General features: G+C 44.0%; 20 protein-coding genes and 2 riboswitches. Of the genes, 9 read left to right on the top strand and 11 right to left on the bottom strand.

Annotated features, from left to right (window positions below; all coding sequences use genetic code 11):
- Nucleotides 1-31: 31 nt before the first annotated feature.
- Nucleotides 32-607: a DUF2062 domain-containing protein gene (locus CXF61_RS00765; RefSeq protein ID WP_227526559.1), complete on the bottom strand. Its 576-nt coding sequence runs from the start codon at nt 605-607 to the stop codon at nt 32-34.
- Nucleotides 608-852: 245 nt separating this feature from the next.
- On the opposite strand from CXF61_RS00765, the gene CXF61_RS00760 reads away from it, so the two are divergent.
- On the top strand, nt 853-3,771 hold the full coding sequence (locus CXF61_RS00760) for a ComEC/Rec2 family competence protein (protein WP_227526558.1): 2,919 nt from the start codon (nt 853-855) through the stop codon (nt 3,769-3,771).
- A gap of 279 nt (nt 3,772-4,050) precedes the next feature.
- Complete coding sequence (gene sppA / locus CXF61_RS00755; RefSeq protein ID WP_165596793.1) at nt 4,051-5,106, top strand: signal peptide peptidase SppA; 1,056 nt, start codon at nt 4,051-4,053, stop codon at nt 5,104-5,106.
- Nucleotides 5,107-5,225: 119 nt separating this feature from the next.
- Here sppA and CXF61_RS14230 read toward each other — a convergent pair whose 3' ends face one another.
- On the bottom strand, nt 5,226-5,354 hold the full coding sequence (locus tag CXF61_RS14230) for a hypothetical protein (protein WP_264755650.1): 129 nt from the start codon (nt 5,352-5,354) through the stop codon (nt 5,226-5,228).
- Between the two features lie 23 nt (nt 5,355-5,377).
- On the opposite strand from CXF61_RS14230, the gene CXF61_RS00750 reads away from it, so the two are divergent.
- Nucleotides 5,378-6,268: an alpha/beta fold hydrolase gene (locus tag CXF61_RS00750; protein ID WP_165596792.1), complete on the top strand. Its 891-nt coding sequence runs from the start codon at nt 5,378-5,380 to the stop codon at nt 6,266-6,268.
- A gap of 68 nt (nt 6,269-6,336) precedes the next feature.
- The gene (locus CXF61_RS00745; RefSeq protein WP_227526557.1) at nt 6,337-7,125 is read left to right on the top strand and encodes a CPBP family intramembrane glutamic endopeptidase; all 789 of its coding nucleotides are present in this window, start codon (nt 6,337-6,339) and stop codon (nt 7,123-7,125) included.
- Between the two features lie 66 nt (nt 7,126-7,191).
- Here CXF61_RS00745 and dusA read toward each other — a convergent pair whose 3' ends face one another.
- The 3 genes from dusA to CXF61_RS00730 form a co-directional block, all read right to left on the bottom strand.
- Entirely contained in the window at nt 7,192-8,175 is a 984-nt protein-coding gene (gene dusA / locus CXF61_RS00740) for a tRNA dihydrouridine(20/20a) synthase DusA (RefSeq protein ID WP_165596791.1), read from the bottom strand.
- Nucleotides 8,176-8,284: 109 nt separating this feature from the next.
- A complete protein-coding gene (locus CXF61_RS00735) occupies nt 8,285-9,589 on the bottom strand; it encodes an MFS transporter (RefSeq protein WP_165596790.1) in 1,305 nt (434 codons plus the stop codon).
- A 222-nt stretch (nt 9,590-9,811) separates the two neighbouring features.
- A complete protein-coding gene (locus tag CXF61_RS00730; protein ID WP_165596789.1) occupies nt 9,812-11,455 on the bottom strand; it encodes a phospholipase D family protein in 1,644 nt (547 codons plus the stop codon).
- 429 nt (nt 11,456-11,884) lie between these two features.
- Between CXF61_RS00730 and CXF61_RS00725 the strand changes: the two genes are divergently transcribed.
- The 4 genes from CXF61_RS00725 (at nt 11,885) to CXF61_RS00710 (ending at nt 15,772) form a co-directional block, all read left to right on the top strand.
- On the top strand, nt 11,885-13,177 hold the full coding sequence (locus tag CXF61_RS00725; RefSeq protein ID WP_165596788.1) for an O-succinylhomoserine sulfhydrylase: 1,293 nt from the start codon (nt 11,885-11,887) through the stop codon (nt 13,175-13,177).
- A gap of 80 nt (nt 13,178-13,257) precedes the next feature.
- The gene (locus CXF61_RS00720) at nt 13,258-13,587 is read left to right on the top strand and encodes a YbaB/EbfC family nucleoid-associated protein (protein WP_025651278.1); all 330 of its coding nucleotides are present in this window, start codon (nt 13,258-13,260) and stop codon (nt 13,585-13,587) included.
- Nucleotides 13,588-13,705: 118 nt separating this feature from the next.
- Nucleotides 13,706-14,299 (top strand): recombination mediator RecR, encoded by a 594-nt coding sequence (gene recR, locus CXF61_RS00715; RefSeq protein WP_165596787.1) that lies wholly within the window; start codon nt 13,706-13,708, stop codon nt 14,297-14,299.
- Between the two features lie 135 nt (nt 14,300-14,434).
- On the top strand, nt 14,435-15,772 hold the full coding sequence (locus CXF61_RS00710) for a ribonuclease D (protein WP_227526556.1): 1,338 nt from the start codon (nt 14,435-14,437) through the stop codon (nt 15,770-15,772).
- 98 nt (nt 15,773-15,870) lie between these two features.
- Here the strand turns inward: CXF61_RS00710 and CXF61_RS00705 are convergent, their stop codons facing one another.
- From CXF61_RS00705 to gcvT, 6 genes are all read right to left on the bottom strand, one after another.
- Nucleotides 15,871-16,560 carry an esterase/lipase family protein gene (locus CXF61_RS00705; protein WP_165596786.1) on the bottom strand — a complete coding sequence of 230 codons (690 nt, stop codon included), beginning with the start codon at nt 16,558-16,560 and terminating at the stop codon, nt 15,871-15,873.
- An 83-nt stretch (nt 16,561-16,643) separates the two neighbouring features.
- A complete protein-coding gene (locus CXF61_RS00700) occupies nt 16,644-17,300 on the bottom strand; it encodes an IS1595 family transposase (protein ID WP_045455674.1) in 657 nt (218 codons plus the stop codon).
- A gap of 190 nt (nt 17,301-17,490) precedes the next feature.
- Nucleotides 17,491-20,388, bottom strand: coding sequence for an aminomethyl-transferring glycine dehydrogenase (gene gcvP / locus CXF61_RS00695; RefSeq protein WP_165596785.1), 2,898 nt, complete (start codon nt 20,386-20,388; stop codon nt 17,491-17,493).
- A 64-nt stretch (nt 20,389-20,452) separates the two neighbouring features.
- Nucleotides 20,453-21,211: a nitroreductase family protein gene (locus tag CXF61_RS00690; protein WP_102092319.1), complete on the bottom strand. Its 759-nt coding sequence runs from the start codon at nt 21,209-21,211 to the stop codon at nt 20,453-20,455.
- Nucleotides 21,212-21,574: 363 nt separating this feature from the next.
- Nucleotides 21,575-21,955 carry a glycine cleavage system protein GcvH gene (gene gcvH / locus CXF61_RS00685; protein WP_057760766.1) on the bottom strand — a complete coding sequence of 127 codons (381 nt, stop codon included), beginning with the start codon at nt 21,953-21,955 and terminating at the stop codon, nt 21,575-21,577.
- A gap of 117 nt (nt 21,956-22,072) precedes the next feature.
- A complete protein-coding gene (gcvT, locus tag CXF61_RS00680; protein ID WP_165596784.1) occupies nt 22,073-23,266 on the bottom strand; it encodes a glycine cleavage system aminomethyltransferase GcvT in 1,194 nt (397 codons plus the stop codon).
- 168 nt (nt 23,267-23,434) lie between these two features.
- Nucleotides 23,435-23,583, bottom strand: a riboswitch (glycine riboswitch).
- A 69-nt stretch (nt 23,584-23,652) separates the two neighbouring features.
- Nucleotides 23,653-23,792, bottom strand: a riboswitch (glycine riboswitch).
- 249 nt (nt 23,793-24,041) lie between these two features.
- Here gcvT and CXF61_RS00675 point away from each other — a divergent pair.
- Nucleotides 24,042-24,362: a YcgL domain-containing protein gene (locus CXF61_RS00675; RefSeq protein WP_057760762.1), complete on the top strand. Its 321-nt coding sequence runs from the start codon at nt 24,042-24,044 to the stop codon at nt 24,360-24,362.
- Nucleotides 24,363-24,549 lie beyond the last annotated feature (187 nt).

The following is a 24,549-nucleotide window of genomic DNA, read 5'->3' as shown; positions in this document are numbered from 1 at the left end:
CGTTATAGCAGTGTAATAAAAATAGATTGCCTTATCGTTTATCAGATTCGTCAGAAGGTTTTTGCTGACGTTTCTGCCAACTAGCCACGGTTTTATAACGCCAAATGGCCTTAAATGCCAATCCGCAAATAAGACTGGTGACCACAGCTAAAATCGTTAGCCCGATACAAAATGCAGCAAGCGATACTGTACCGCGATAAGTAATGAACGGATTGGCGCCGTTTGATAATGCCCATAAGCTAAAATCAGCAATCATTCTACCGATGAATCGCAAGCTAATCACAGGTGCATCAATGATCTTTGCACCGATATAGTATCCAGCATAGAAGATTGGCAAGCTAGTGACTGGGTTGGTAATCCATGTCAAACCAAGCGCCATAGGAACATTGGCACGAAAAATAAGCGAGCCAATAAGTGCCAGCAACATCTGTCCTGGCAGCGGGAAAAATGCACTTAGTACACCGATATAGACGGCCTTATTTAGGCTGTGTCGATTAAAATGCCATAACCTTGGATCAGCCAAATGCGGTGCAAACAGCTTTAAAGTGCGACTTTCTAAGATTTTCTCTGGTGTAGGAAGTAGGTCTTTTAGACGTTTTTGGGGCACAGGATCGCCTTTAATCATTAACTACAGTCTACTCAATAGTATTGAGAAGCTGGTATAAAGTAATATATAGTGAGTAGGATAAAGATTAGAACACACAGAATGGTGGTGTCAGATAGTTACCACCTAATACGTTGCCTCAGTATAGGGTAATATAAATATAAATGCTATTGCATCGCGTGCCATTTGCTATAGTAAGTAACCATATTTGGCCGAATAATATTTAAGTCATCAAGCAAGGAGTGCTGGTGTACTGGTTGATTGGTAGCCTCATAATTATAGTTATGATGGGCGTATTGGCAGTCGCAGATAATGTGATAATGCCAACTGATTTGTCTTTGCTAGAGACAGTTGGTACCTCTAATCTGTCGTTGGCACTGACTATATTTGCCACAATTCTGTTGGCGTCTGCTCAATTTAACATACCCTCGATAGACAGCCACAACGCTGATAGCAATACCTCTAACAACACATCTCGTCATATTAAACTTCCTTTCCGAATTATTAGATACTTAGTCTTAGCTCTACTAGCGACTGCGTTAGTGATAGGCAGCGCACTGCAAGCTTTGGTTACTCATCAACAAGCAGAAACCACTGAAATAACTGCACCGATACGAGTACAAGCACTCGTGCGTATCGAAGGGTTGAGCGACAGTGTTTATGATGCTACTACAGACAGCGGGTATCGCCAAGTAGCAGTGATAACGAACATCACTCCATTGGTCGCTGAGCTGACGCCCCAAGAGTTAGCAACCAAAACATCCGACTACTTAGATGCAAATAAAAATAGCCTAAGCATCAATCACGATGTTAATCCTAATGAAGTTAATCTCAAAGTTAGCGAACACCGAGTCCTACTTAACGCCTATCCAAGAAAGTCTGCAAATGATAGCCAGTTTGCATTCTTAAACGATTTGCAGCCCGGTGATGAGATATTCATGAGCCTAGCACTGGCGCCGTTGGCTACTTCTGAGCAAGCAGTCAATAACCCTACTGGTTTTGACAGTTATCGCTGGTTGCGAGGTCGGCATATTGATGGCGTTGCAAATATTTTGGCCGTTAGCCCTACATTGGTAAATAGTAGCGAAATTAGCAATGAAATCAGCGATAAAAAATATTCGAAGCAGTCGCTAGACTCTGATTCATATCTTCAGCGCTTTCGTACTCGTATCGATCAGGGGCGTTGGCGATTACGACAGCATTTCTATCAAGACTGGTCAGCGCAAACGATAGCAGAGCAACAAGCAAAAGCCGTCACATTAAGTTTGCTTACGGGTGATCGTAGCTTGATTAATCGTGATACTAAGGGTTTATATCAACTGGCGGGTATCTCACATCTGCTCGCTATTTCAGGCACGCACGTACTGTTTTTAGCTATTGTGTTAGCAGGTATAGTTGTACTGCTGTTTGATCGTAATTATTCGGCGATTTACCGTCGTATTCCGCGCTGGCAAGTGCGCTGGTGGGTAATGATTGGCGCCGCTTTTATTTATGCGCTATTTACTGGTTTTGACGTGCCTGCTGCTCGTACGGCTTGGATGTTATTAGCGATTGGATTCGTCAGATTAACATTGCTCCCTATTGGTACGATGCGCGTGCTATTAGCGCTAGCTATATTGATGGCTTGGCGTGACCCTTACGTATTATGGCAGGCAGGGTATTGGCTGTCTTTTATCGCAGTGGCGTTATTACTTAAGTATGACGATACGTCGTATGAGCACCAAACTACTGCTACAACGAATTTATACGATGATAAGCCACGTACTCATCTCAATAACGCGCTATCTAACCGTGTTTGGCAAACGATCAAGCGTGTATTTAAACTACAGTTTTGGCTGTTTCTTACTTTATTACCCGTGACGTTACTTTTATTTGGTAAGGCGTCATTATGGGGACTTTTTATTAATTTATTTGCCATTGGGCTATTTGGTTGGGTGATTGTACCGCTCAATTTATTAGCCGGACTATGTTACCTTCTGGTGCCAAGTATCGCTGATATTCTTTGGATGGTTATTAGTACGATTGTCGGTCATCTACACGATTTGATAAGTTGGCTCACGTCATTGCCAGCGTTGTCGGATGCGTGGCTCTATACACCAGTTAATATAGCAATACTATCGATGGCTTTGCTAAGTGCATTGCCTTGGCTGTTGCCACGAGGTTTACTCAGTCGTTGGTTGATGTTACCACCATTAACGTTGCTGATGATGACGGTGTATGCCAATCAGCAGTCGCTGGTAACTGTACCGACCCTATATATTCTACCAACGGGTGATTCGTATATAACGGTGGCATTGCTGCAATATCCTACCGTCAATGAAAACAGTACCAATTGGTTGTTCTTAGCTGATCATAGACCAGCATCTACACGAACGATGCCAAGCAGCCTAACAGCAGACAAATTATCTGAAACTTTAAAGCAGCAATTGGGCAGTTTATCTGTCGATAAGTTAGAGAGCATTGTCATACAGAGTAGCAGTGTTAGCCTGACTGATACGTTAATTCCTGACAATAAGAATATTGCTAATACCAAAATTTCTGAATTACTACCGATGACCGTTGCTCAATTAAATGGCCGCTTAGCCATTAGCCAATATTGGCAAGCAGGGCGCTCTGATCGTTGGTCTGCATTTCAGCAAGCCTATAAAACAGTTAGTCAATCTGTAGATACGCCTACTATCAGCACTCAGCGTTGTGAGCAAGGCAAAATATGGCAGTCGGCCAATGATGAGTTGTCAGTACAAGCCATCACTGGTTGGACCAAAATAGGTGATACCAGCGTTTGGGATTGTACGATTGCTCTTGATACTAGTCTGCCTATACGAGTTCTGAGATACAATGCGGCAGACCCACTCAATTCGTTACCTGTCAATTCACCTGTTAGCCCTCAAGTACAAGTAGCATCTAACCAGTTAACTAGCAAACAGTCAGCGTCTTTCCAGTCACGTCTGATTTTAAATGCTGACACTCATCAACGCGTTTGGCAAATGTGGTCATTACTATGTTCAGTTGAATCGAATAATGATGACATGCTATTCAAAAATACAAGGTGGCTTGGTCATAGTGCCTCGCAAATTACAGGCGATATCATAAGTCGTCAGAGAGTTGATGAAGTTATAACCTATGATAATAAGCCGTTAGACGCGGCATTATCGCTAAACAACTAAATCGCTAAGCAATATTGATAGTATTCCCAATGCCGAAACTACTAACCTTCAAAAATAAGGCTTATATTATCAGCGTTACAATATAGTGATATTTCACAGTTATACTATTGAACCATTAGCGAAATACCACCATACTTAGCAGCCTATTAATACAGGTCACTGACTATTAACATAGGTCACAGATACTGTGAAAAGTAACAGGTATACATCACCGCTTTAGCTGTATTTCTCGACAACCTCATTTTATTGTTTTAGATTGTTTCTAACTTAGGAAGTTATATGCCCAACTGGCCACCAGACCCTAACAAACGTCCTGATAACTCGGCAAATCAGCCAACGCAACCGCAGCAACCAAGCCCGCCAAGTGGACAAGAATGGAAGGTGCTGGAAAACACGTTATTAGCGAGTGTGGTTGAGCAGCGCCGCGCTCGTCGCTGGAGTATTTTCTTTAAATTATTAACCTTTGGTTATATTTTATTGATATTTTTGACCCTAGGTCGCGGGTGCAGTAGCGCGCCAACAGGTATGGATGCCGTAGATACTAGCTCGCCGCATTTAGCTGTGGTAGAGCTACAAGGCGTGATCAGTAATGACGATGTGGCTAATGCGTATGATGTCAATGAAGCATTGAGAGACGCTTTTGCAAATAGCAACTCAAAAGCAGTGGCATTGGACATTAACTCACCTGGCGGTTCACCGGTACAGTCTGACGAGATTTGGCAGACCATGATGGACTTACGCCAAGAATACCCAGACAAAAAGCTTTATGCGGTGATTGGTGATATCGGTGCTTCAGGTGCTTATTATATTGCGTCTGCTGCAGATGAGATTTATGTCAATCCATCAAGTTTGGTCGGCTCTATCGGTGTCATTATGCCAAGCTATAACGTCAAAGGTTTGATGGACAAAGTTGGCGTAGAAGATCGTACGATTACGGCTGGTGAGTATAAAGATATCTTAAGCTTATCTCGTCCGTTGACTGATTATGAAGAAAACCATGTCGAAAAAGTACTAGCAAACACGCACAAGCATTTCATCAACGCTGTCAAAGAAGGTCGCGGTGACCGTCTGAAGAATCCTGAGCAAAACAAACTGTTCTCAGGGCTATTCTGGACAGGTGAGCAGTCTATTGAGCTAGGTTTGGCAGACAAAACAGGTAGTATCACAAGTTTAAGTAAGCAACTAGATCTAGATACGATCATTAGCTATAGCCCAACTGATCCGTTCCAAATGTTTATGGATCGCTTTGCGGTACAATTGGGTGCAGGCATTGGCTCTAGCATGAGTCTTGATGGGTTTTTGCCCCAAGAAGAAGGTAATGCAAAAATGCGTTAAGCGTTTAATATTTTAGATATACTGTGTATGATTGTTGGGGCTGAGCATATAATTATGCTCAGCCTTAATTGTATGCAATATCAAATAAAAACCTTGGTCTGAGTGATAGCCTGATTAAACTAGCTATAACCATCAAACACAGTCGTCAAACTTGCCATATAAACATGGTTGGTTTTGAAGAAGTTATTTTTAATGCTGTTGGTTTTAATAATGGTACAAGGTTCAATCATTAAAATAATATATAACATAAACGATCCTACGAGAGTCTGTCATGAGTGATGAAATAAATTCGCAGTCCTTTGCTAAACTGCCTGTCTCTAAAATAACCAATAAACCTGTGCTGCATTTTGCTCATGCTAATGGAATGCCAAGCGCGGTATATGAGCCATTTTTTAAAGGTTTATCAGAATTTTTTACGATTGAGTATATTGCGATGTTGGGTGATACGCCCGATTATCCAGTGGACGATCATTGGCGTAGTCTGACGCAGCAAATCATTGATAGCGTAAACAGAGCCTGCGAAAAGCATGGCGTAGCACAGGTAGTAGGAGTTGGGCATTCGCTTGGGGCTATGTGTACGTTGCAGGCTACGTATCGTCAGCCTGAACTGTTTGCACAAGCGGTGCTTATGGACCCGCCTTGGATTTATGGCAAAGTCAGCTTGTTGTGGCATTTGGCAAAGACAGCAGACAGATTACCGCTCATGAATAACCGTCTGATGGACAAACTATCACCAGCTGGCGTGTCTAAGCATCGCCGTGATGTGTGGGATAGCCGGGATGAAGCATATGAGAAAATGCGACATAAAGGGTTTTTTAAGAATTTTAATGAGCGTAGCTTTCAAGGATATATCGATCATGGCTTGCATGAGCGCGCGGATGGCAAAGTGACATTGGCTATCCCTAAAGCTAGCGAAGTTGCTGTGTTCCGTACCAATCCATCTTGGTATTGGCTGGCACCGAATCGTGGTCCTAAAGTGCCTGTGACTTTAATCATTGGTCAAGACAGTATTTTTTTGAAACGTCGCTTTCCGCAGCAGATAAAATCGCGCTTGGGTATTCCTTATGAGACTCACGAAGGAGGGCATATGTTCCCACTTGAGCATCCAGAGTCTGTCTCAAAGCTAGTGTTAGGATTGATCAAGCAGCAATTGTCAAAATAAACGTAACATACCATCAGTCATGCTTGTAATGGATATGAGCTGCCAGAGTATTTTTAAGTGATACCTTTATGCCAAAGAACCTAACTGCGCCATCTAGTAAGACTGTCTCACCTAAGTCTCTGCCGCTATTTTCGCGCGTGGGTACATTCGTGCTAACAGTAGGAATGGTGCTTGCGTTTTTTATCAGTCAATTGGTAGGCGTCTATAGCGCTGGCAAGCTGGTATTACCTGCGACCAAAAATGCTTCGATGGGCGATATATTCTTTTTTGGCAGTAACGATGGAACAGTCGTGAGTTTATCGATACTCATAGGCTGTGTGCTGCTGATGACAACCAGTGTTCTCATTATTCGTATAAGAGGCGGTGAATGGCGACAGTATTTAGCATTAAAGCCGTTTTCACTGGCGGTGGGAATAGGGATGCTAGGATTGCTGTTGATATTTATGATAGTCAGTCAGGCGCTGACCTATATGCTGGACATGACGCCGCTGGTATTTGTAGATCCATTGTACCAGTCTGTTAGTTCAGTGTGGCTGCTGGTCTTTGCAATGGTCGTGGTTGCACCTATTTACGAAGAAGTGGTTTTTCGTGGCATATTATGGTCAGCCATCGCAGAGCAGTTCACCGCACCGTCATACTCTGTGCATCACGGTGCGATAGTAGCAAGTATCGTGACCAGTTTGATATTTGCCATCATTCATGTGCAGTATGGCATTTATGAAATCAGTACTATTGTGGTTTTGGCATTCATATTTTGTTATGCACGTATCAAGTCAGGGTCACTATTACTGCCCATCGCACTACATATCATCAATAATGGCGCAGCGATGTGGCAGTATCTTGCGCAAGCGGCGTAGATAAAATGCTAGCCACGACAATGGCCAGCATGTGAATTCTATCAAGCCAGTTATATCAGCATTTAGCTATGCGTCAGGATTTAACGATAACACTTCATCGGCTGCTCGTTTAACCTCGTCAAGCGTTAGCTGAGGTTTGCCGCTCAATGCTTGCCGCCATTTGCGTGCACCCATCAACCCTTGAAACAATCCTAGATAATGTCGTGTCATCGTAGGTAGTGCTTCGCCTTTGGCGATTTGTTCTTGTAGATAAGGGTAGAGCTGCTCTAAAATCTCTGAGCGCTTAGGTATCGCGTCGGGTGCTGCCTCGTTCCATAAGCTATTGGCTTCTGCTAATAGATACGGGTTGTGATAAAACGCTCGACCAATCATCACACCATCGACATGCTGTAAATGTGTTTTGATGGCTTCAACCGTATCAATGCCACCATTGATTTCGATATCCAGTTCAGGAAAGTCCTGTTTTAAACGGTACACATCCTCATAACGTAGTGGCGGTATCTCTCGGTTTTGCTTGGGACTCAGCCCTTGCAGCCATGCGGTACGTGCATGCACTGTGAATCGCATACAGCCAGCGTCTGCCACTGTCTGCACAAAATCCACCATAAACTCATAGCTATCAAAATCATCAATACCAATACGATGCTTTACGGTCACTGGTATGTCGACGGCGGCTTGCATATGTTTGACCAAATCAGCAACGGTCTTAGGCTCTGCCATTAGACAGGCACCTATCTTGTTGTGTTGCACACGATCAGAAGGGCAACCAACATTGATATTGACTTCATCATAGCCGTATTGCTGAGCAAATTCGGCGCATTGTGTCATCTCACTGATATCTGCTCCGCCAAGCTGCAATACCAGTGGATGCTCAAGTGTGTCAAAGCGTAGGTGCCGTGCGCGGTTACCGTGTATCAATGCACCGGTGCTAATCATTTCGGTATACAGGTACGTGTGCGGGTTAAATAGTCGCGCAAAGTAACGATAGTCTGTCGTTGTCCAATCAATCATTGGCGCAACAGAGAGGCGTTTGTTGGTCATATCAACCATGGTTATCAAGCCTTAATATCTGTGTCTTAAACAAATGGATAAGGTGCAATGAGATATCTCATTGCACCTTAGTTTTAAACATCGTTCGAATTAGTGACTGATTTATTATTTATAAAATAACATGGTCAATCTTTTTGAATTCGGGCAAATTATAGAAATAAAGCCCCATAATGATACCGATAGAGCCCACAAAGGCAATGTATAGTGCTGGTGAAAAGCTTACTAAAGTTGTGGCATAACCAAGACCAAAAGGTATCAGTACACCAACGATACCGTAGGTCACATTATAACAAAAAGAGATACCTGTGAGACGCACGTTGGTTGGAAACAATTGCACCAAGATAGCAGGAACCATACCGACAATACCAGCACAGAATCCCAAAAGCGCGTACATAATTAAAATGTAATCGCCACCTGCTTGTAGATGATAAAAGAAGGCTAGTATTTGAGCAATGAGGAGTATCGAACCAATTACTAGAACCTTACCAAAATTCTCATGATTAGAAATTATCCCATAGAATATACAGCCAAAAATCATAAATACGATGCCCAAGCTATGGGAGAATCCAAACAAATCGCTGTCTAACGTAAAGTTTATCTCTATCAAGTCTGGCAATAGTAGAACAACCACAGAGGTAATGCTAGAAATCACTAACGTCAGCACCATGCCGACAAACACAGAGTGTTTGCAGTGTTTAAAGAGTATGGTAAGCGGCTTGCCTGAGTTTTTGCCGGCATTTAATTTTGTAAGTGCCAGAAAAAAGGGTGTTTCTCCGATGAATCGCCAAAATAAGAGTGGTAAAAAACTAAGAGCCGCCGCTACTAAAAATGGTAAACGCCAACCATAATCAGTTAGCTCAGTCGTCGTCATAAAGCTAGATAACCACATAAAAAAGGCATTTGAAAACAGCACACCTACAAAGAAGCTAGCAGTCGCATAGCTACAGGCAACTGACAGATATTGTCTGGGCACATGCTCTGCTACAAATACCCAAGATAGCGGTACATAAAGACCAAACGCCATACCCTGTATGATTCTTAACAATATAAATAAGGCAGGCGCAGCAGCCCCCCATTGTGCATAAGTGGGTAAAAATGCCATTGCTAGGAGACTACATGCGGTAACTATTATACTTAGCAATAAAACTGGCTTTCTACCTTTTATATCACCATAACGACCGATGAGAACACCTCCGATTGGACGTGCTAAATAACCGATAACAAAAAGCCCCATTCCTTGCAGTTTAGCAACTCTAGGGTCAGCATTAGCAGGAAAAATCGCCGCTGAAACAATATCTGAGATATACAAGTAAATCAAAAAATCAAAAAAGATTACAGCGCTGATAAAGCTTACGAATATGACTGTATTTTTGTCTTTTTTAGACATCAGGGCGTATTGAGAACGAGTCGGCATAATAGATCACGCATCCACGGAGTAAAGTGGTCATTAAGACGATCATCGTTTAGATAATCGGCCATGATAAAAACCGGCAAATCAAAGTATATAAACAATGATTCGCCGGAACAGTAATTTTGTGTATTGTAATAAGAACTTTGATTACAGGATTTGGCTTTTAACAAAAGCAAAACTGCACATCCTGCAATTTTAGGGACTATTTAGAAAAGAGTTTACATATTACAGTAGCCAGTCAATGGGTAACCAAGACATAATAGTAAGCCAGATATGATCACTCAGATCGACCCGTGGCTCTGAGTCATAAACGACTTCTTTGCCATCTTCCATGGTGTGCCACTCCAAGCTACCGTTGTCTAGCAGCTTAACTTCATAAGCTTGATTTAGTAAATCGTCACTCAGCGCCCCGTGCAGCTGCCTTGCTAGTTCATCATCATTAATGATTACACCCATTTCGGTATTTATATTGGCAGAGCGTGGGTCAACGTTGTATGAACCGATAAAGACTTGATAGTCATCTACTGCAAACGTTTTTGCATGTAGGCTGGTTGATGACTGACTGCGTGCACGCCAGAGTTTATTGTCACGTTTTTCTTCAGCTGCCGTTGATTTTAGCTCGTATATTTTTACGCCTGACCGCAGTAGGCTAGGGCGCCATTGACTATAACCAGAATGAACAGCGGTCACGTCGGTTGCATCAAATGAGTTGGTTAATATTTTGATATCAACGCCAGATTCGGCGAGCTTCACCAAAGTATCGACCCCATCTTTGGTCGGGACAAAATAAGACGAGATGATTGTCAGTTTTTTGGTTGGGCTACCGAGTAACGTACGCAGTTGATGCACCAAGTTGGTCTCAGATGAGACGCTTTTGGACAGCTTGCCAACATCGTCACTCAAAAATTGCATGTCTGTCCAACGAAACGGCACGCGTTTGTTGATCAGATCAGTGTCTATCGTCGAGTCTTTGATGGCGGCTTTATAAACCGTCAAGCTACTGCCTTCGTTATTTTCCTCATCTATACCCAGCTTGTCTAATGCCTTCAAAAAATCAGGCGTGACGTCATCGTCGAACTTGGCTAAAGTTTCGATGTCAAACGACAGCGGCGATGACCAGTAACTGGCAAAGCTATTATCAATGTCTGCGACGACTTTACCAATCAGTAAAACATCCAAATCCGCAAACTGGCTGCTTTGATCGTTACTCAGGTACTCATTACCGATATTACGTCCGCCGATAATGGTAATCTGTTTATCAAACGTCATGCTTTTATTGTGCATACGGCGATTGATACGCGGCAAACCTGTGACGTAGTTCAATGTTGAAAACTTACGGTGCATTAATGGGTTGATGATACGCACCGCGATATTAGGGTGGCTCGCAAAACGTAATAGGTGCTGATCAAACTTTGCACTGTTATTAAAATCATCCAACAACAAACGCACGATCACACCGCGCTCAGCCGCTTCCCACAAGTCTTTTAATAGCAGTTGGCCAGCCTGATCATTATGCCAAATATAATACTGCGCATCGATATTGCGCGTGGCCATACCTGTTAACATACTACGGGCGGCAAACGCATTTGCCCCAGTGACGATCGGATGATAGCCTGACAAATCAGGATGAATTTCATTCTGCGCACTAACAGCGGCCACTAGATCAGTATTGTTGGTTGTAGTCGCTGTATTTTGCTCAATCTTTGGGCTGTCTTCTTGTTGGTATAAAACATTGACTCGCGCTGATAATGCTTGACTCTCAGGCAGGTGAGGCTGTTTGGGTAGGCTCTGGCAAGCGCTCAGACCTAAAGTCAGCCCAAGTGTCAGACTCAACGATAAGCTGCTTGGTTCTATACTGAACATCGACATAACGAATTTACCTTGATGAGCCTAAATATACTGATAAATAAAATGCATGGATAAGTAATTTGCGGAAATTGTTCATCTATTTTTAAGGATGATAGCATCGATTGGACGGTCTATAAAAATATCACCAACGCCAAAATTTAAATCGTCGCTAAGCTTAGCAGCTGTTAGCATATCTGCCTATTATAAATACGTTATTTTTGTTAGGTTTGACGATTGATTTTATCGTGATTTACTGTCGGTCAAATCTGCATAATGGCTGTCATATTGAACATCCAGTTATTTTAATAGGCAAAACTAATAATGAGATGTTATCTGAAACCAGATGTGTGGAATAAGTCAGCATGTTATGATAACGCTGATGAATTTGCTTGATAATCAAAAAAATAAGCAGTCCTTTTATACCAACCAAAACACAGCAACGGAACGTCTATGAGTCAGTCGCAAACGAAAGATGAGAATAATTTGAACCAAAAAAACTCAAACGATGGGTTAGATCCAAACTGGCGTAACGATGCCTTAGATTTAGGACTAGATTACGGTATGCAGACGATTGCCGTGCGGGCAGGTCAACACCGTACCGATGAGGGCGAGCATTCAGAGCCGATTTTTACGACCAGCTCTTATGTTTATCAATCAGCTGCTGATGCCGCTGCTCATTTTGACGGTACAAAAACAGGAAACGTTTACTCTCGTCATACCAACCCAAGCGTCCGTACTTTTGAGCGTCGTCTCGCCGCGCTAGAGAACGGCGAGCGTGCGGTTGCAACTGCATCAGGCATGGGCGCTATTTTGACCATGTGCTTGGCATACCTAAAAGCGGGCGACCATCTGCTCGCTGCCAATCAGTTATTCGGCTCGTCCATCGGTCTATTTAACAACTATATGGCCAAGTTTGGCGTTGAAGTCAGCTATGTGGACTGTTTTGACAATGAGGCATGGGCCAACGCCGTTCAACCAAATACCAAAGTGATTTATTGCGAAAGCCCAAGTAATCCATTGGCGCAGATTTGCGATATCGGTTATTTGAGCGAGCTGTGCAAAGCCAACGACATATTACTGGTCGTTGACAACTGCTTTGCCACGCCAGCATTGCAGCGCCCATTAGATTTGGGTGCCGATGTGGTGATTCACTCTGCGACCAAATATTTGGATGGTCAGGGTCGCGTATTAGGCGGCGCATTGGTCGGTAGTGACAAATTGATGCAAGAAGCGTTTACGGTAGTACGCTCAGGCGGTATCAGCATGAGTCCGTTCAATGCTTGGGTGTTTACTAAAGGGCTTGAAACGCTCAAACTCCGTATGCAAGCGCATTGCCAAAACGCCAATCAAGTCGCAGAATTTTTGGTCAATCACCCTAATGTCAGTACGGTGCATTTCTCTGGCCTGAGCGACCATTCTGCACATGAGCTCGCCACTCGCCAACATCATATGAAAGATGGCTACGGTGCTATCATGGGTTTTGAAGTCAAGGCATCTGATAGTCGCGATACAAAAGAAGCGGCTTGGCATGTGATTGACTCGACTCAAATGGTCTCTATCACCAATAACTTGGGCGATGCCAAAACCACGATTACCCATCCTGGGACCACCACGCACTTCCGCCTCACCCCTGAGGCTCGTGCCGAAGCAGGTGTCAAAGACGGTCTGATTCGTCTATCAGTCGGTTTGGAAGATGTCGAAGATATTATCAAAGATTTGGCGCGTGGTTTAGACAGTTTGTAAAGATAGCGGTATAATGCCGTCAGTATTTTATTTTAGACTTTAAATGATCCCATGTATTATTATAAGACAAAGAGGCAACTATGAACATTCAAGCATTGATGCAACAAGCACAAACGATGCAAAAGAAAGTAGAAGCAAACGTTGAAAACGCTAAAAAAGAGCTCGCGAATAAAGAAGTACAAGCAGAAGCGGGTAGTGGTCTGGTTAAAGTCACCATGACTGGTCGCCATGTGGTCAAGCGTTTGACCATCGATCCAAGTCTGTTAGAAGATGAGCCAGATATGATCGAAGATCTTATCGCTGCGGCGATCAACGATGCGGTGCGTCAAGCGGATGAGCTATACGAAGAAACCATGGCTGGCGCGACCTCAGGTATGGGTCTACCACCAGGTATGCAAGGCATGTTCTAAGCATTAAATACTTTAGACTGAACACAAAAATGGGGTTGTTATCGACACGATACGACCCCATTTTTATATCTACGGTTTTTTAAATTAAGTTAAATAAAGTCAACTAAAGGAAGCTACTTTGCTTACAGCCAAATTTGATCAGCTGGTCAAACAGCTGCGTATATTGCCGGGTGTGGGTCAAAAAAGTGCCCAACGAATGGCGCTACATCTGCTTAGTAAAAAACGCCCACAAGGTATGGCACTCGCCCAAGCACTAGACGAAGCCATGCGCGATATCGTTGAATGTCAGCGTTGCCATAGCTTTAGCGACGATGCGGTTTGTCCACTATGCCAAGACCCTAGGCGTGATGACAGTTTACTCTGTGTGGTTGAGACCGCAGCAGATGTGATGGCGATTGAGCAAACCGCTGGCTATCGCGGTCGTTATTTTGTGCTGGGCGGGCATTTATCGCCGATCGATGGCATTAGTGCTGACGACTTAAATATCGACCAGCTGGTCTGGCGAGTCAAGCAAGAGCCTGTGGAGGAGTTGATATTGGCCACAGGGACGACCGTTGAGGGGCAGACCACCGCCCACTTTATCCGTGAGGCAGTCAGTCGTCATGTCAATAAAGTGACGCGCCTGGCACAAGGTGTACCGATGGGCGGCGAGCTTGAGTATCTGGATAGTATGACGCTTGGTCAAGCTATGCAAAATCGTTCTTTTTTATAATGTTTTGATTGCGTCAAAGTCTTACCCAATTCATTTCTTGGAATTGCTATAATTACTTTATTATTGTTTATCTTTTAATTTTATTAAGGCGCGGTTTAGCGTTTTATTTTCTCCTATTAATGCAGGTATCTGCCCGTGTCCAATAACGTTTCAAACGCCTCAGCTCAATCAAATGCTGCTGATATCAATGATGGCTCATTACAAGAAGCCGCTAATACTGAGCCAATGTCAGCAGCCACTTCATCTGAGTCAGTGTCTAATACTCCAGATGCTGAGGTGCTAGATATTGATGCACTGCTAGATATTGCTGATGACGTTGCTATTACATGGGTACGTAAGCAAGGCGATTTAGATGAGGTTATTGATGCCTTAGCGACTTGCGGACGCGTAGCCTTAGATACTGAGTTTATCAAGCGTGACACTTATTATCCGCGCTTGGCACTGGTGCAATTAAATACTGGTAATCATGTTTATCTACTGGATGCACCGCAGCTACAACTGGCTGAGCTGTGGGAAGCGCTACGCAAAGTAGATGTGGCTATCTGGCATGCCTGCGGCGAAGATTTAGGCATTTTTTATCTGCTATCTGGTTGTCCACCATTGACCAATATTTTTGATACGCAAATTGCGTTGTCTTATTTAACCGGTCAATTACAAATGGGCTATCAGCAGGCGTTGGCAGATCAGTTAGATATGCATATCGATAAAGAGCACAGTCAGTCTGATTGGCTCCAGCGCCCGTTGACAGACGAGCAGGAGCAATATGCCATTGATGATGTGCGTTATTTGCCAGCGCTGTATCTCAGTATCGAACATGCGCTTAAGGCACAAGGCCTATACGATTACGTCTGGGCTGACTGTCAGCTTTATGCCAGTGATTTGTATGACTTGCAGCACGTCGAAGATGAAGCGATGTATCTAACAATGGCTGATTATCGCTATAACTCACAGCAAATGGCGATACTCAAAGGGATTGCGACGTGGCGAGAAGAGCTGGCACGTGCGACCAACCAGCCACGTACGTTTATCATCAAAAAGCAAGCGGTACGCGAGATCGTCACTGAAAAACCAAACAGCATGCGTGAGCTGGCGCACAAAACGACGATGCACCGTAGTATGCTGCGTCTCTATGGCGAAGAGATGCTTAAGATAATAAGAGAAGCCAAAAGCCTACCACCTGCCGAGCATCCAGCTTGTCTAGTGCCGCCATATCGCTCAAAAAACAAAATCTTGTCAAAAGCAGTGCAGCAAGCGATTGATGATCACGCTAGGGCTATCGGCGTGCCTAGCAGCGTTTTAATGCGCAAAAAATGGCTAGGACAGCTATATGAAGTCATTGCTCTTGATAAAGATCTCAGCGAATTACCGCAAGGGTTAAAAGGCTGGCGCAATGGCTGGGTCATCCAGACGTTGATTCCAGTGATCAGCAAGCATAAAACTGAATTGCAGCAAGGGATGGGTATTCGTGTTTAATAAGGAAGCGTTCGATAAAGCAGCGTTCGATAAGGCACCGTTTAACAAGAAATCGTTCGATAAGACTGAAAACTGACACTCAAGTATTCATACAGCTCTTAGCGTTTAAATCGCCCATGCTCTAAAAAGTATCGAGTCTGCTCGGCGACCTCTGGGTTTACTAGCATGCCAGTATGTGAGACTGGCATGACAATATGATCAGCTGCAGCCTCTATTTTCGTTTCCTCTATATATACTGTCCCGTCATGTGCAAGCTGCTCGTTAAGGGGTGGCTTGTCAGATTTGCGCAGTTTGCGATTGTGATATTGCAAAAACAGCTGACCTAGACCATAAGGTCGGTTGCCAGCGATGACGCCTAGCGTCACATGTTTGGGCAATGGTGCGACTGTGCCGTCGAGTGCGTCGACATACGAGCGACCTACGACAGCAGGAGTCAATCGCCAGATATAATCTGCACAAACACTCCCTATATGCGGTGTTCCTAGCGTCACGCAACGTCCGATTTTCCATTTTGGATACTGAGCGACAAAGTCACGAATGATCAAACCACCTAAACTATGTCCGACCAAATCTATAGGATGATCTGTGTGATGGTTTGTTTCTAGCCAGCTATTTAGGCGAGCGCTATTGGTTTTGATACCATCACGCATACTACGGTAGCCATACTGATGGGTATCAAATCCTGCTGCTTGCAGGCGCTTGGCTAATGGCCGCATGATCCATGGGGTTTGGTGTAGCCCATGAATTAGAATAACGCGAGTTTTTTGTTTAGGCGCTTTATGTTGCATAGCAGTGTCCAAATGATTGCTTCAGAAATTTAAGGTAAATAGCTTATTATCAATATAAGCTTTGGGGCTGTAGTAGATAAGGATTAAATATCACACCATTTTCTCAAGGTTTTCAGCTGATTAGATGGTGAGCCATAGTTGAATCTAAACTCGCACTCTTTTAAAAACAAATGGAAGTTCTTCTTATTAATCCCATTATACTTTCTGAGTGTTCGTTTGGACTGATTCCAGAAGTTCTCAATGCCATTGATGTGATTGTTCTTACCGCAAATGAACTCTATAGAGTGATTGACTCTGAAATGTTTAAACTCACTCACATCTAATGCATTGTAACTTCGATAGCTATCCGTATAAACAAAGCTGTCAGGCTTGATTTTACGCTTAATAACAGGCATTAGGGTAGTCTGTTTGGTGTCTGCTACGACAATGGTATAAACCTTACCGTTTCGTTTTAGAATACCAAATACAGCGGTTTTACCAGCTGCCCCGCGACCTCTTTTGCCTTTGCGTACACCGCCAAAGTAACTTTCATCTAATTCGACCTCACCATCAAAAAGCTCATCAGCTTCTAATGAGAGATGGTAATCTATCACAAGTCTTATTTTATGATAAAAAAGTGCAGCAGTATTAGGCTGAATATCAAGCAAATCTGCGGCTGTTCTAGCAGTCACTTCAGCCGTAAAAAACTCTAACAGCCTTCGCTGTGCTTTTTTACTTAGTTTACAACGGGTTATCTTCATAAAAGTAGTCTAGCATAGTGCTTATCTACTACAGCCCCTAAGCTTTTATTACATTGAGTTCTTATCGTTTATTTTATTGATAATATTACCTGCTAACGTAATAGATAAAAAGTCAGACAAATAAAAACCTCCAAGTCAGCAGCTGACTTGGAGGTTTTTTACTACAGAGAATAACTATCGAAAGTGATAATTACATATAGTTTTCGATACTTGGGCAAGAGCACATTAGGTTCTTATCACCATACGCATCATCGACACGCGCGACACTTGGCCAGAACTTGTTTGCACGGATGTACGGTAGTGGGAATGCAGCAGTCTCACGGCTGTATGGATGCGTCCACTCTTCGCTAGTAATCATAGCTGCGGTATGCGGTGCATTGACCAATGGGTTGTCTTCTAGCGTCCAGTTATCTTCACCAGCTTTGGCTTTCATCGCTTCAGCTTTGATAGACTTTAGCGCACTGATAAAGCGATCCAACTCTTCTTTTGACTCAGACTCAGTTGGCTCAATCATAAGTGTGCCAGCGACTGGGAAGCTCATCGTTGGCGAATGGAAACCATAATCCATCAAGCGCTTAGCGATATCGCTTTCCGTGATGCCAGTCTCTTCTTTTAACGGACGAATATCGATGATACATTCGTGAGCTACGCGGCCGTTTTTGCCTGCATACAGGACAGGGTAGTGACCTTTTAATTCAGCAGCGACGTAGTTGGCGTTTAGCAGGGCAAGCTCGGTCGCTTTTAGCAGACCATCACGGCCCATCATGGCAATGTACATCCATGAGATAGGCAAGATGCTCGCTGAACCATAAGGCGCAGCCGATACCGCTGAGCAGTCTTTTTGTGCATTATGCACAGGGCTTAGCGTATGGTTGGCCATGAAGGGTGCCAAATGCGCCTTCATACCGATAGGACCCATACCTGGACCGCCGCCGCCATGCGGAATACAGAAGGTTTTGTGCAAGTTCATATGTAGTACATCAGCACCAACGTCTGCAGGTTGCATCATGCCTACCTGAGCATTCATGTTCGCGCCGTCCATATAGACCTGACCGCCATGTTTGTGGGTCAAATCACAGATATGACGGATGCCTTCTTCAAACACGCCATGAGTCGATGGGTACGTGATCATTAAAGCGCCCAAACGCTCGCTATGCTCTTCACACTTGGCGGTTAAATCATCGATATCAACGTTGCCATTTTCATCAGTTTTGACCACGACGACTTTCATACCCATCATCATGGCGGTAGCAGGGTTGGTACCGTGCGCTGACTGAGGAATCAAGCACACATCACGATTGGTCTCGCCCAATGACTCATGATAACGGCGAATCGCGAGCAGACCAGCATATTCACCAGAGGCACCAGAGTTTGGCTGCATAGAGACATCATCAAAACCAGTAATGGCTTTTAATTGATCTTGCAAGCTATCGATCATCGCGATATAGCCAGTAACTTGATCACGTGGTGCAAAAGGATGCACGTTGGCAAACTCAGGCCAAGTAATCGGTAGCATCTCACTGGTGGCGTTTAGCTTCATGGTACAGCTACCCAGTGAAATCATGCTGCGGTTCATCGCCAAATCTTTGTCTTCAAGCGACTTTAGGTAGCGTAGCATTTCATGCTCGGTGTGATGCGAGTTAAATACTGGATGAGTCAAAATGTCATCCGTACGTAGGTGTGCGCTATCTAGAGAGACGCGAGCGGTTTCAGGTAGATCGTGTGACTTGTTGACGAATAGCTGAGTCAAGGTGTTGAAGTCTTGTTGATCGCTGGTTTCACTAAAGGCAACGCTCAATTTGGTGTCGCTTAGACGCCATAAGTTGTAGCCAACGTTGTCTGCATTTTTAAAGATTTGAGTAGCCAATTTCTCTGAACCACAATCAACCACGACTGTATCGAAGAATTGATCATGTACCACACTCAAGCTGCTGTCGTTAGATTCTGTGATAGCGTCAGCAAACGCAGTGGCAAATGCATGAATACGAGTAGCAATACGCTTCACGCCGCCTGGACCATGATATACCGCGTACATACCAGCGAGGTTGGCTAGTAATACTTGCGACGTACAGATATTTGAGTTGGCTTTTTCACGGCGGATATGCTGCTCACGTGTTTGTAGAGCCATACGTAATGCAGTATTGCCTTGTGCGTCTTTTGATACGCCAATGATACGACCAGGTGCTGAACGCTTGGCTTTATCAGAAAACGCAAAATAAGCGGCATGCGGACCACCAAAGCCCATTGGTATACCAAAGCGCTGCGTACTACCTAGCGCTACGTCGGCACCCATATCGGCTGGTGATTTTAATAACACCAAGCTCATGATGTCACTGACGACGCTGACGTAAGTTTTGTTTTCTTTTACGGCACTGATGACGTCTGTTAAGTCTTTAACGTCACCTTCAGCACCGACATACTGGAATAGCGCACCAAAATAATCGCCTGATTTAGCCGTTTCAAAATCACCAACGACCACTTCCCAACCAAAGTATTTAGCACGAGTATTGATAACATCTAGCGTTTGCGGATAGACACGCTCGTCGACGAAATACTGCGTTGATTTGCTTTTGCTCACACGCTTTGACATCGCCATCGCTTCTGCCGCTGCTGTTGCTTCATCAAGCAATGACGCACCAGCCAGCTCAAGACCTGTTAGATCAATACATACTTGTTGGAAGTTCAGCAATGCTTCTAGACGACCTTGAGCGATTTCAGCTTGATAAGGGGTATAGGCGGTGTACCAGCCTGGATTTTCAAGGACGTTGCGCTGAATGACCGCAGGCATACGAACCGGAGAGTAGCCTTGACCGATATAGCTTTTGTTAACAGTGATGTCATCTGCCATCGTGCGTAGTTTGGCAAGTGCCGCATGCTCACTCATCGCCACTGGCAAATCCAGCTCTTTGTGCAGACGTACTGGCTCAGGCACAGTGTCATTGATAAAGCTTTGCATATCTTTATAACCAACAGCGCTGAGTAGGTCAGCTTGCTTGGTTTCGTTCGAACCTAAGTGGCGATAGACAAATTCAGCTTCGTTGAACAATCCTTGAAAGGTATCAAACGATGGGTTTTGAGAGATAGTCATGACAATCCTTGGTTAAGGGAGTAATAAACAAAATAGCAATTAAGGGAATAATGTGAGCGGTACGTTATACGTAATGCACAAACTGTTTTTGATCAAAGCGGAACTGGGTGTTGTAAACGCCACTGTCAGCGCGCTCGCCTGCGCCAAGCATCATAACGATATGATGGTCGTCGCTAAGATTGAGCAACGCTTTCATGGCAGGCTCATCAAAGCCGCCCATAGGACAGCTATCAAAACCATGAGCGCGTAATGCTAGCATCAGGTTTTCGGCGGCAAGCGCGGTGTTATTGGTTGCCCAGTTTTTGGTGTCTTCAAAGGTATAATAAGGCGATTTGATTGGGCCTTTTACGCGTCTGACCACTTGCGTCGCGCCCCATTTTGCAGCCGAAACCACGTTGGCTGGGCCGCGCAAAAAGTCCATTGTGACGACTTTGTTGTAGTAGTCTTTCACTTTCTTTGGCACTGGCTGGTCAGGATATTCGCGCAATACTTGCTTAGCGTGATCGTGCCAAACATCAGTACGAGCAACGATGGCAATCAAACGGGCTGATGTTTTTGCGGCGTTTTGATTCATACAGTTTTTGACGGCGCGTTTGCGATTGTCAGCATCATCGATAACATAAAATTCCCACGGCTGTAGGTTGCTAGAGTTTGGTGCTAGCATGGCCAAACGCAGACAGTCTGCCAATACGTCGTCAGGGATAGGTGTGTCAGTAAAACGGCGCACGGAACGGCGTGACTCTACGATATCGCGAAACGCTTGTAGCTGCGGCGTATGGTTTGGTGTGGCAATGGGGTCTTTATTATCGGTGTTGGCATTCATATTAGGATCCATGCTGAGAATTGGGTTATCAGTTTGCGTCGTTATTGATAGCACGTATTCATTGGGATTCGAATAGGTGATCAATACGAGTCAATGAGATAACGCTTGGTAGCAATAACATCGGACGATAATGATTGTTGGAGATCTACATATAAAGCTGCTTTCAAATAATAAGCATGGTCAATGAGCCAATACTTTTAATGAGAAAGGTTGTTCAAACAGTTTAAATAGAGAGTATAGATACCAGCTGTTGCCAGTATCTATGTTTAGTCGGGGCTAGTGCTTTGTACGAGCTAAAGTCTTACAAGTGCTAATGTCTTGTGAGAGCATGCTTAGCTTGCGTGCTTAGCTTGCGTGCTTAGCTTATAAGTCGCTTTCGTACTCGTCAGCAGTCATTAGTGCTTCGTAGTCAGCGATGTTGTCAGGCTTCATTCTGAAGAACCAACCTTCGCCGTATGGGTCAGAGTTGATGATTTCAGGATCATCTTCTAGTGCTTCATTGATAGCGATCACTTCACCTGAAATAGGCGCATAAACGTCAGAAGCCGCTTTTACTGATTCAACAACTGAGATTTCGTCATCAACAGCGATGATATCGCCCACATCTGGTAGCTCAACGAATACCACATCACCCAATAGGTCTTGAGCATGGTCAGTGATACCAACAGTGATCGTACCGTCGTCTTCTAGGCGTAGCCACTCGTGACTAGCAATATATTTTAGCTCTGCTGGGATGTTGCTCATGGTCTCTCTCCTAAGTGATAGAGGTTAATTAACAAAAATAATGAAGGCTGGGCGTGTCGTCATTTTTATAATTGGGTGCAAAATGACAACGCGCTCTAATGATAGAATTTATAAGACCTAAGAGTCAAACTGTTGCTTGCCGTTACGGACAAAAGGTAGCTTCAATACGCGCACATCGACGAACTTACCTTTGCCACGTAGATCGACTTGTACGCTGTCATCTTCTGATAAGCTGGCAGGTACACGAGCAATCGCGATTGAATTTTTTAGGCTAGGGGAGAATGTACCACTGGTGATAATGCCAGTTTGCTCGTTATCAGTGCCTTGATTGATAGTCACTGTCATGCCTTCACGCAATACGCCACGCGTGGTCAATAGCAGACCCACTTGCTTCATAGCAGTGTTGTCTTCTTTTGACTGCTTACGTTTGCTGACTAATGCTTCACGGCCGACAAAGGCAAGATCGTCTTTTAGTGCAAGCGTCCAGCCCATGTTGCACTCATAAGGGCTAACATTCTCATCCATGTCATGACCATAAAGATTCATGCCCGCTTCCATACGCAAGGTATCACGTGCGCCAAGACCAGCAGGTTTGATACCATTTCCTTTTAGTTGTTCAAAGAAAACAGGGGCATCATCGGCATGCATAATGACTTCGACGCCATCTTCACCAGTATAGCCAGTACGAGCCACAAACCAATCAGTGCCTTCGATATCGGTCAAATCAGCACCAACGAAAGGTTTTAGTGCTGCTAAGGTATCTGTCCAGCTTGGTTTGGCCTGAGCCAGTTTTGCAATAGCATTTGGACCTTGCACGGCAAGCATAGCAAGCTCAGGTCGCTCGGTAATCGTAATATCGAAACCTTCGGCGACTTTATTAAACTGTGCTAAATCCTTGTCACGAGTGGCTGCGTTAGAGACGATGCGGTACTCAGTTTCTTCTGCATTCATCAGGTAGACGATCAAATCATCGATAACGCCGCCTTGCTCATTGAGCATGCCAGAGTACAGCGCTTTACCAGCGGTAGTGAGTTTGTTGACATCGTTTGCGAGCAGCTTTTGTAGCCATGCTTTAGTATCAGCGCCTTTGATATCAGTCACAACCATATGTGAGACATCAAACATACCTGCATCTGTGCGTACTGCTTCGTGCTCTTCGATTTGTGAACCATAATGAATTGGCAATTCCCAACCAGAGAAATCGACCAGTTTGCCCTCACTATCAATATGAGACTGGTAAAAAGGGGTGCGCTGAGGAGCTTGGCTTTGATCGTTTTGAGAAGTGATGTCTTGAGAATGGGTATCAGTCATAACAAATCCTTATGTGTACATCAGTCGTACTCGGTAGAGTAAGGAGTGATGCGCAACGTAAAAGTAGCGAGAAGCAATATTGCAAGGCGCAAATATCACATCAAAGGGTGACACAGAAAGCAAAGATGAAGACGTAAGCCAAACAGACGCTATACGTCAGTTTGAGCTAAAGCCCTATCTGTCCTGTGACCTGAGATTTTCAACACGAACCATCATTTTTGGGCAGTTATATGAGCCCTATCGTCGATGATAGCGTATTTTCTCCCCTTCGGTGGGTAAGACGTCGTCCGTGCTTACCACTCTCCAGATTTGTTATGCCTTATGTTTGATAAAAAAGTAGTGCGCTATGAGCGTCATATTACTAAACACTATCAAACAACAGTGACATGCGTTTTTCAGTCCTTTTACCTGAGCGATTGGCAGGGTGGATGCGCCTTCGGTGGTTATCCAGCAATTGCGATAGTTGTATAACCAATAGGGTTTAATACAAAATCTATGCTGATAAACTCTCTCCTGAAAAACGCTTTTATTATGAAAGGTTCAAAGCGCTTTTACAAGTCATCAAAGCCATTAAAATAAATAAATTTGGCAAAAATGATGTTTTGATAGGGCAGTCTGTTAAATAGGTTATGTTTTACAACGATATTTTTATCGCTCATATCAGCGTTTTGTCTGTGTGTTTTGACAAAAATTACCATAGCAAAACGCAAAGCGACTACTGGTATTTGCCTGAAATATGCTAACCTACGCCCATAGTTTCTGATAGGTGGTTTTTATGCATTGCGATATTTATAAATTTCCAAAACATGACGACATGTATATCTACATTGCGCGTCCTGATTATCCTGACGATACTGATGAGATCAAAGACTGGCTTGGCGTATTACCAAAAGATTTCCGTGCAGGTTTAGGCCGTAGTAAGTTCGTCATGCATTTGGACTTATCAACTAAAGATAAGCTCGCTCGTGTCGATAAAGAAGAAGTACTGGCAAAATTACAGTCTCAAGGTTACTTTGTGCAGTTGCCGCCGCAAGACGTGATGCGCCGCCAAGCAGAGCTGCGTGCTCGTGAATCGCAGGACAGCATCTATAATTAATGGATTTGTCAGCAAGTAAGTGTGGTAGGACATATCAGTACGCTATCTTGAAAATAGCGTCGATAAAAACCTACGACACACTTGCTCACATGCATTTGAGTAGAGAGTCGTGATAAACTGACACCATACGCAACGTACATATAAGCCTACATAATGCATAAGTCTATTATGTAGTTGGCCTCATTCT

The sequence above is a fragment of the Psychrobacter sp. 4Dc genome, assembly GCF_002836715.1.
In the GTDB taxonomy this organism is placed as follows: domain Bacteria; phylum Pseudomonadota; class Gammaproteobacteria; order Pseudomonadales; family Moraxellaceae; genus Psychrobacter.
Note: the sequence above shows the minus strand (reverse complement) of the source record. Positions and strands in the feature narration are given on the sequence as shown.

Excerpts from the sequence above, each read along its gene's own strand:
- sppA (WP_165596793.1), top strand. The coding sequence starts at position 4,051 with ATGCCCAACTGGCCACCAGACCCTAACAAACGTCCTGATAACTCGGCA.
- CXF61_RS14230 (WP_264755650.1), bottom strand. The coding sequence starts at position 5,354 with ATGTTATATATTATTTTAATGATTGAACCTTGTACCATTATTAAAACC.
- CXF61_RS00750 (WP_165596792.1), top strand. The coding sequence starts at position 5,378 with ATGAGTGATGAAATAAATTCGCAGTCCTTTGCTAAACTGCCTGTCTCT.
- CXF61_RS00745 (WP_227526557.1), top strand. The coding sequence starts at position 6,337 with ATGCCAAAGAACCTAACTGCGCCATCTAGTAAGACTGTCTCACCTAAG.
- dusA (WP_165596791.1), bottom strand. The coding sequence starts at position 8,175 with ATGGTTGATATGACCAACAAACGCCTCTCTGTTGCGCCAATGATTGAT.
- CXF61_RS00735 (WP_165596790.1), bottom strand. The coding sequence starts at position 9,589 with ATGCCGACTCGTTCTCAATACGCCCTGATGTCTAAAAAAGACAAAAAT.
- CXF61_RS00730 (WP_165596789.1), bottom strand. The coding sequence starts at position 11,455 with ATGTCGATGTTCAGTATAGAACCAAGCAGCTTATCGTTGAGTCTGACA.
- CXF61_RS00725 (WP_165596788.1), top strand. The coding sequence starts at position 11,885 with ATGAGTCAGTCGCAAACGAAAGATGAGAATAATTTGAACCAAAAAAAC.
- CXF61_RS00720 (WP_025651278.1), top strand. The coding sequence starts at position 13,258 with ATGAACATTCAAGCATTGATGCAACAAGCACAAACGATGCAAAAGAAA.
- CXF61_RS00705 (WP_165596786.1), bottom strand. The coding sequence starts at position 16,560 with ATGCAACATAAAGCGCCTAAACAAAAAACTCGCGTTATTCTAATTCAT.
- CXF61_RS00700 (WP_045455674.1), bottom strand. The coding sequence starts at position 17,300 with ATGAAGATAACCCGTTGTAAACTAAGTAAAAAAGCACAGCGAAGGCTG.
- gcvP (WP_165596785.1), bottom strand. The coding sequence starts at position 20,388 with ATGACTATCTCTCAAAACCCATCGTTTGATACCTTTCAAGGATTGTTC.
- CXF61_RS00690 (WP_102092319.1), bottom strand. The coding sequence starts at position 21,211 with ATGAATGCCAACACCGATAATAAAGACCCCATTGCCACACCAAACCAT.
- gcvH (WP_057760766.1), bottom strand. The coding sequence starts at position 21,955 with ATGAGCAACATCCCAGCAGAGCTAAAATATATTGCTAGTCACGAGTGG.
- gcvT (WP_165596784.1), bottom strand. The coding sequence starts at position 23,266 with ATGACTGATACCCATTCTCAAGACATCACTTCTCAAAACGATCAAAGC.
- CXF61_RS00675 (WP_057760762.1), top strand. The coding sequence starts at position 24,042 with ATGCATTGCGATATTTATAAATTTCCAAAACATGACGACATGTATATC.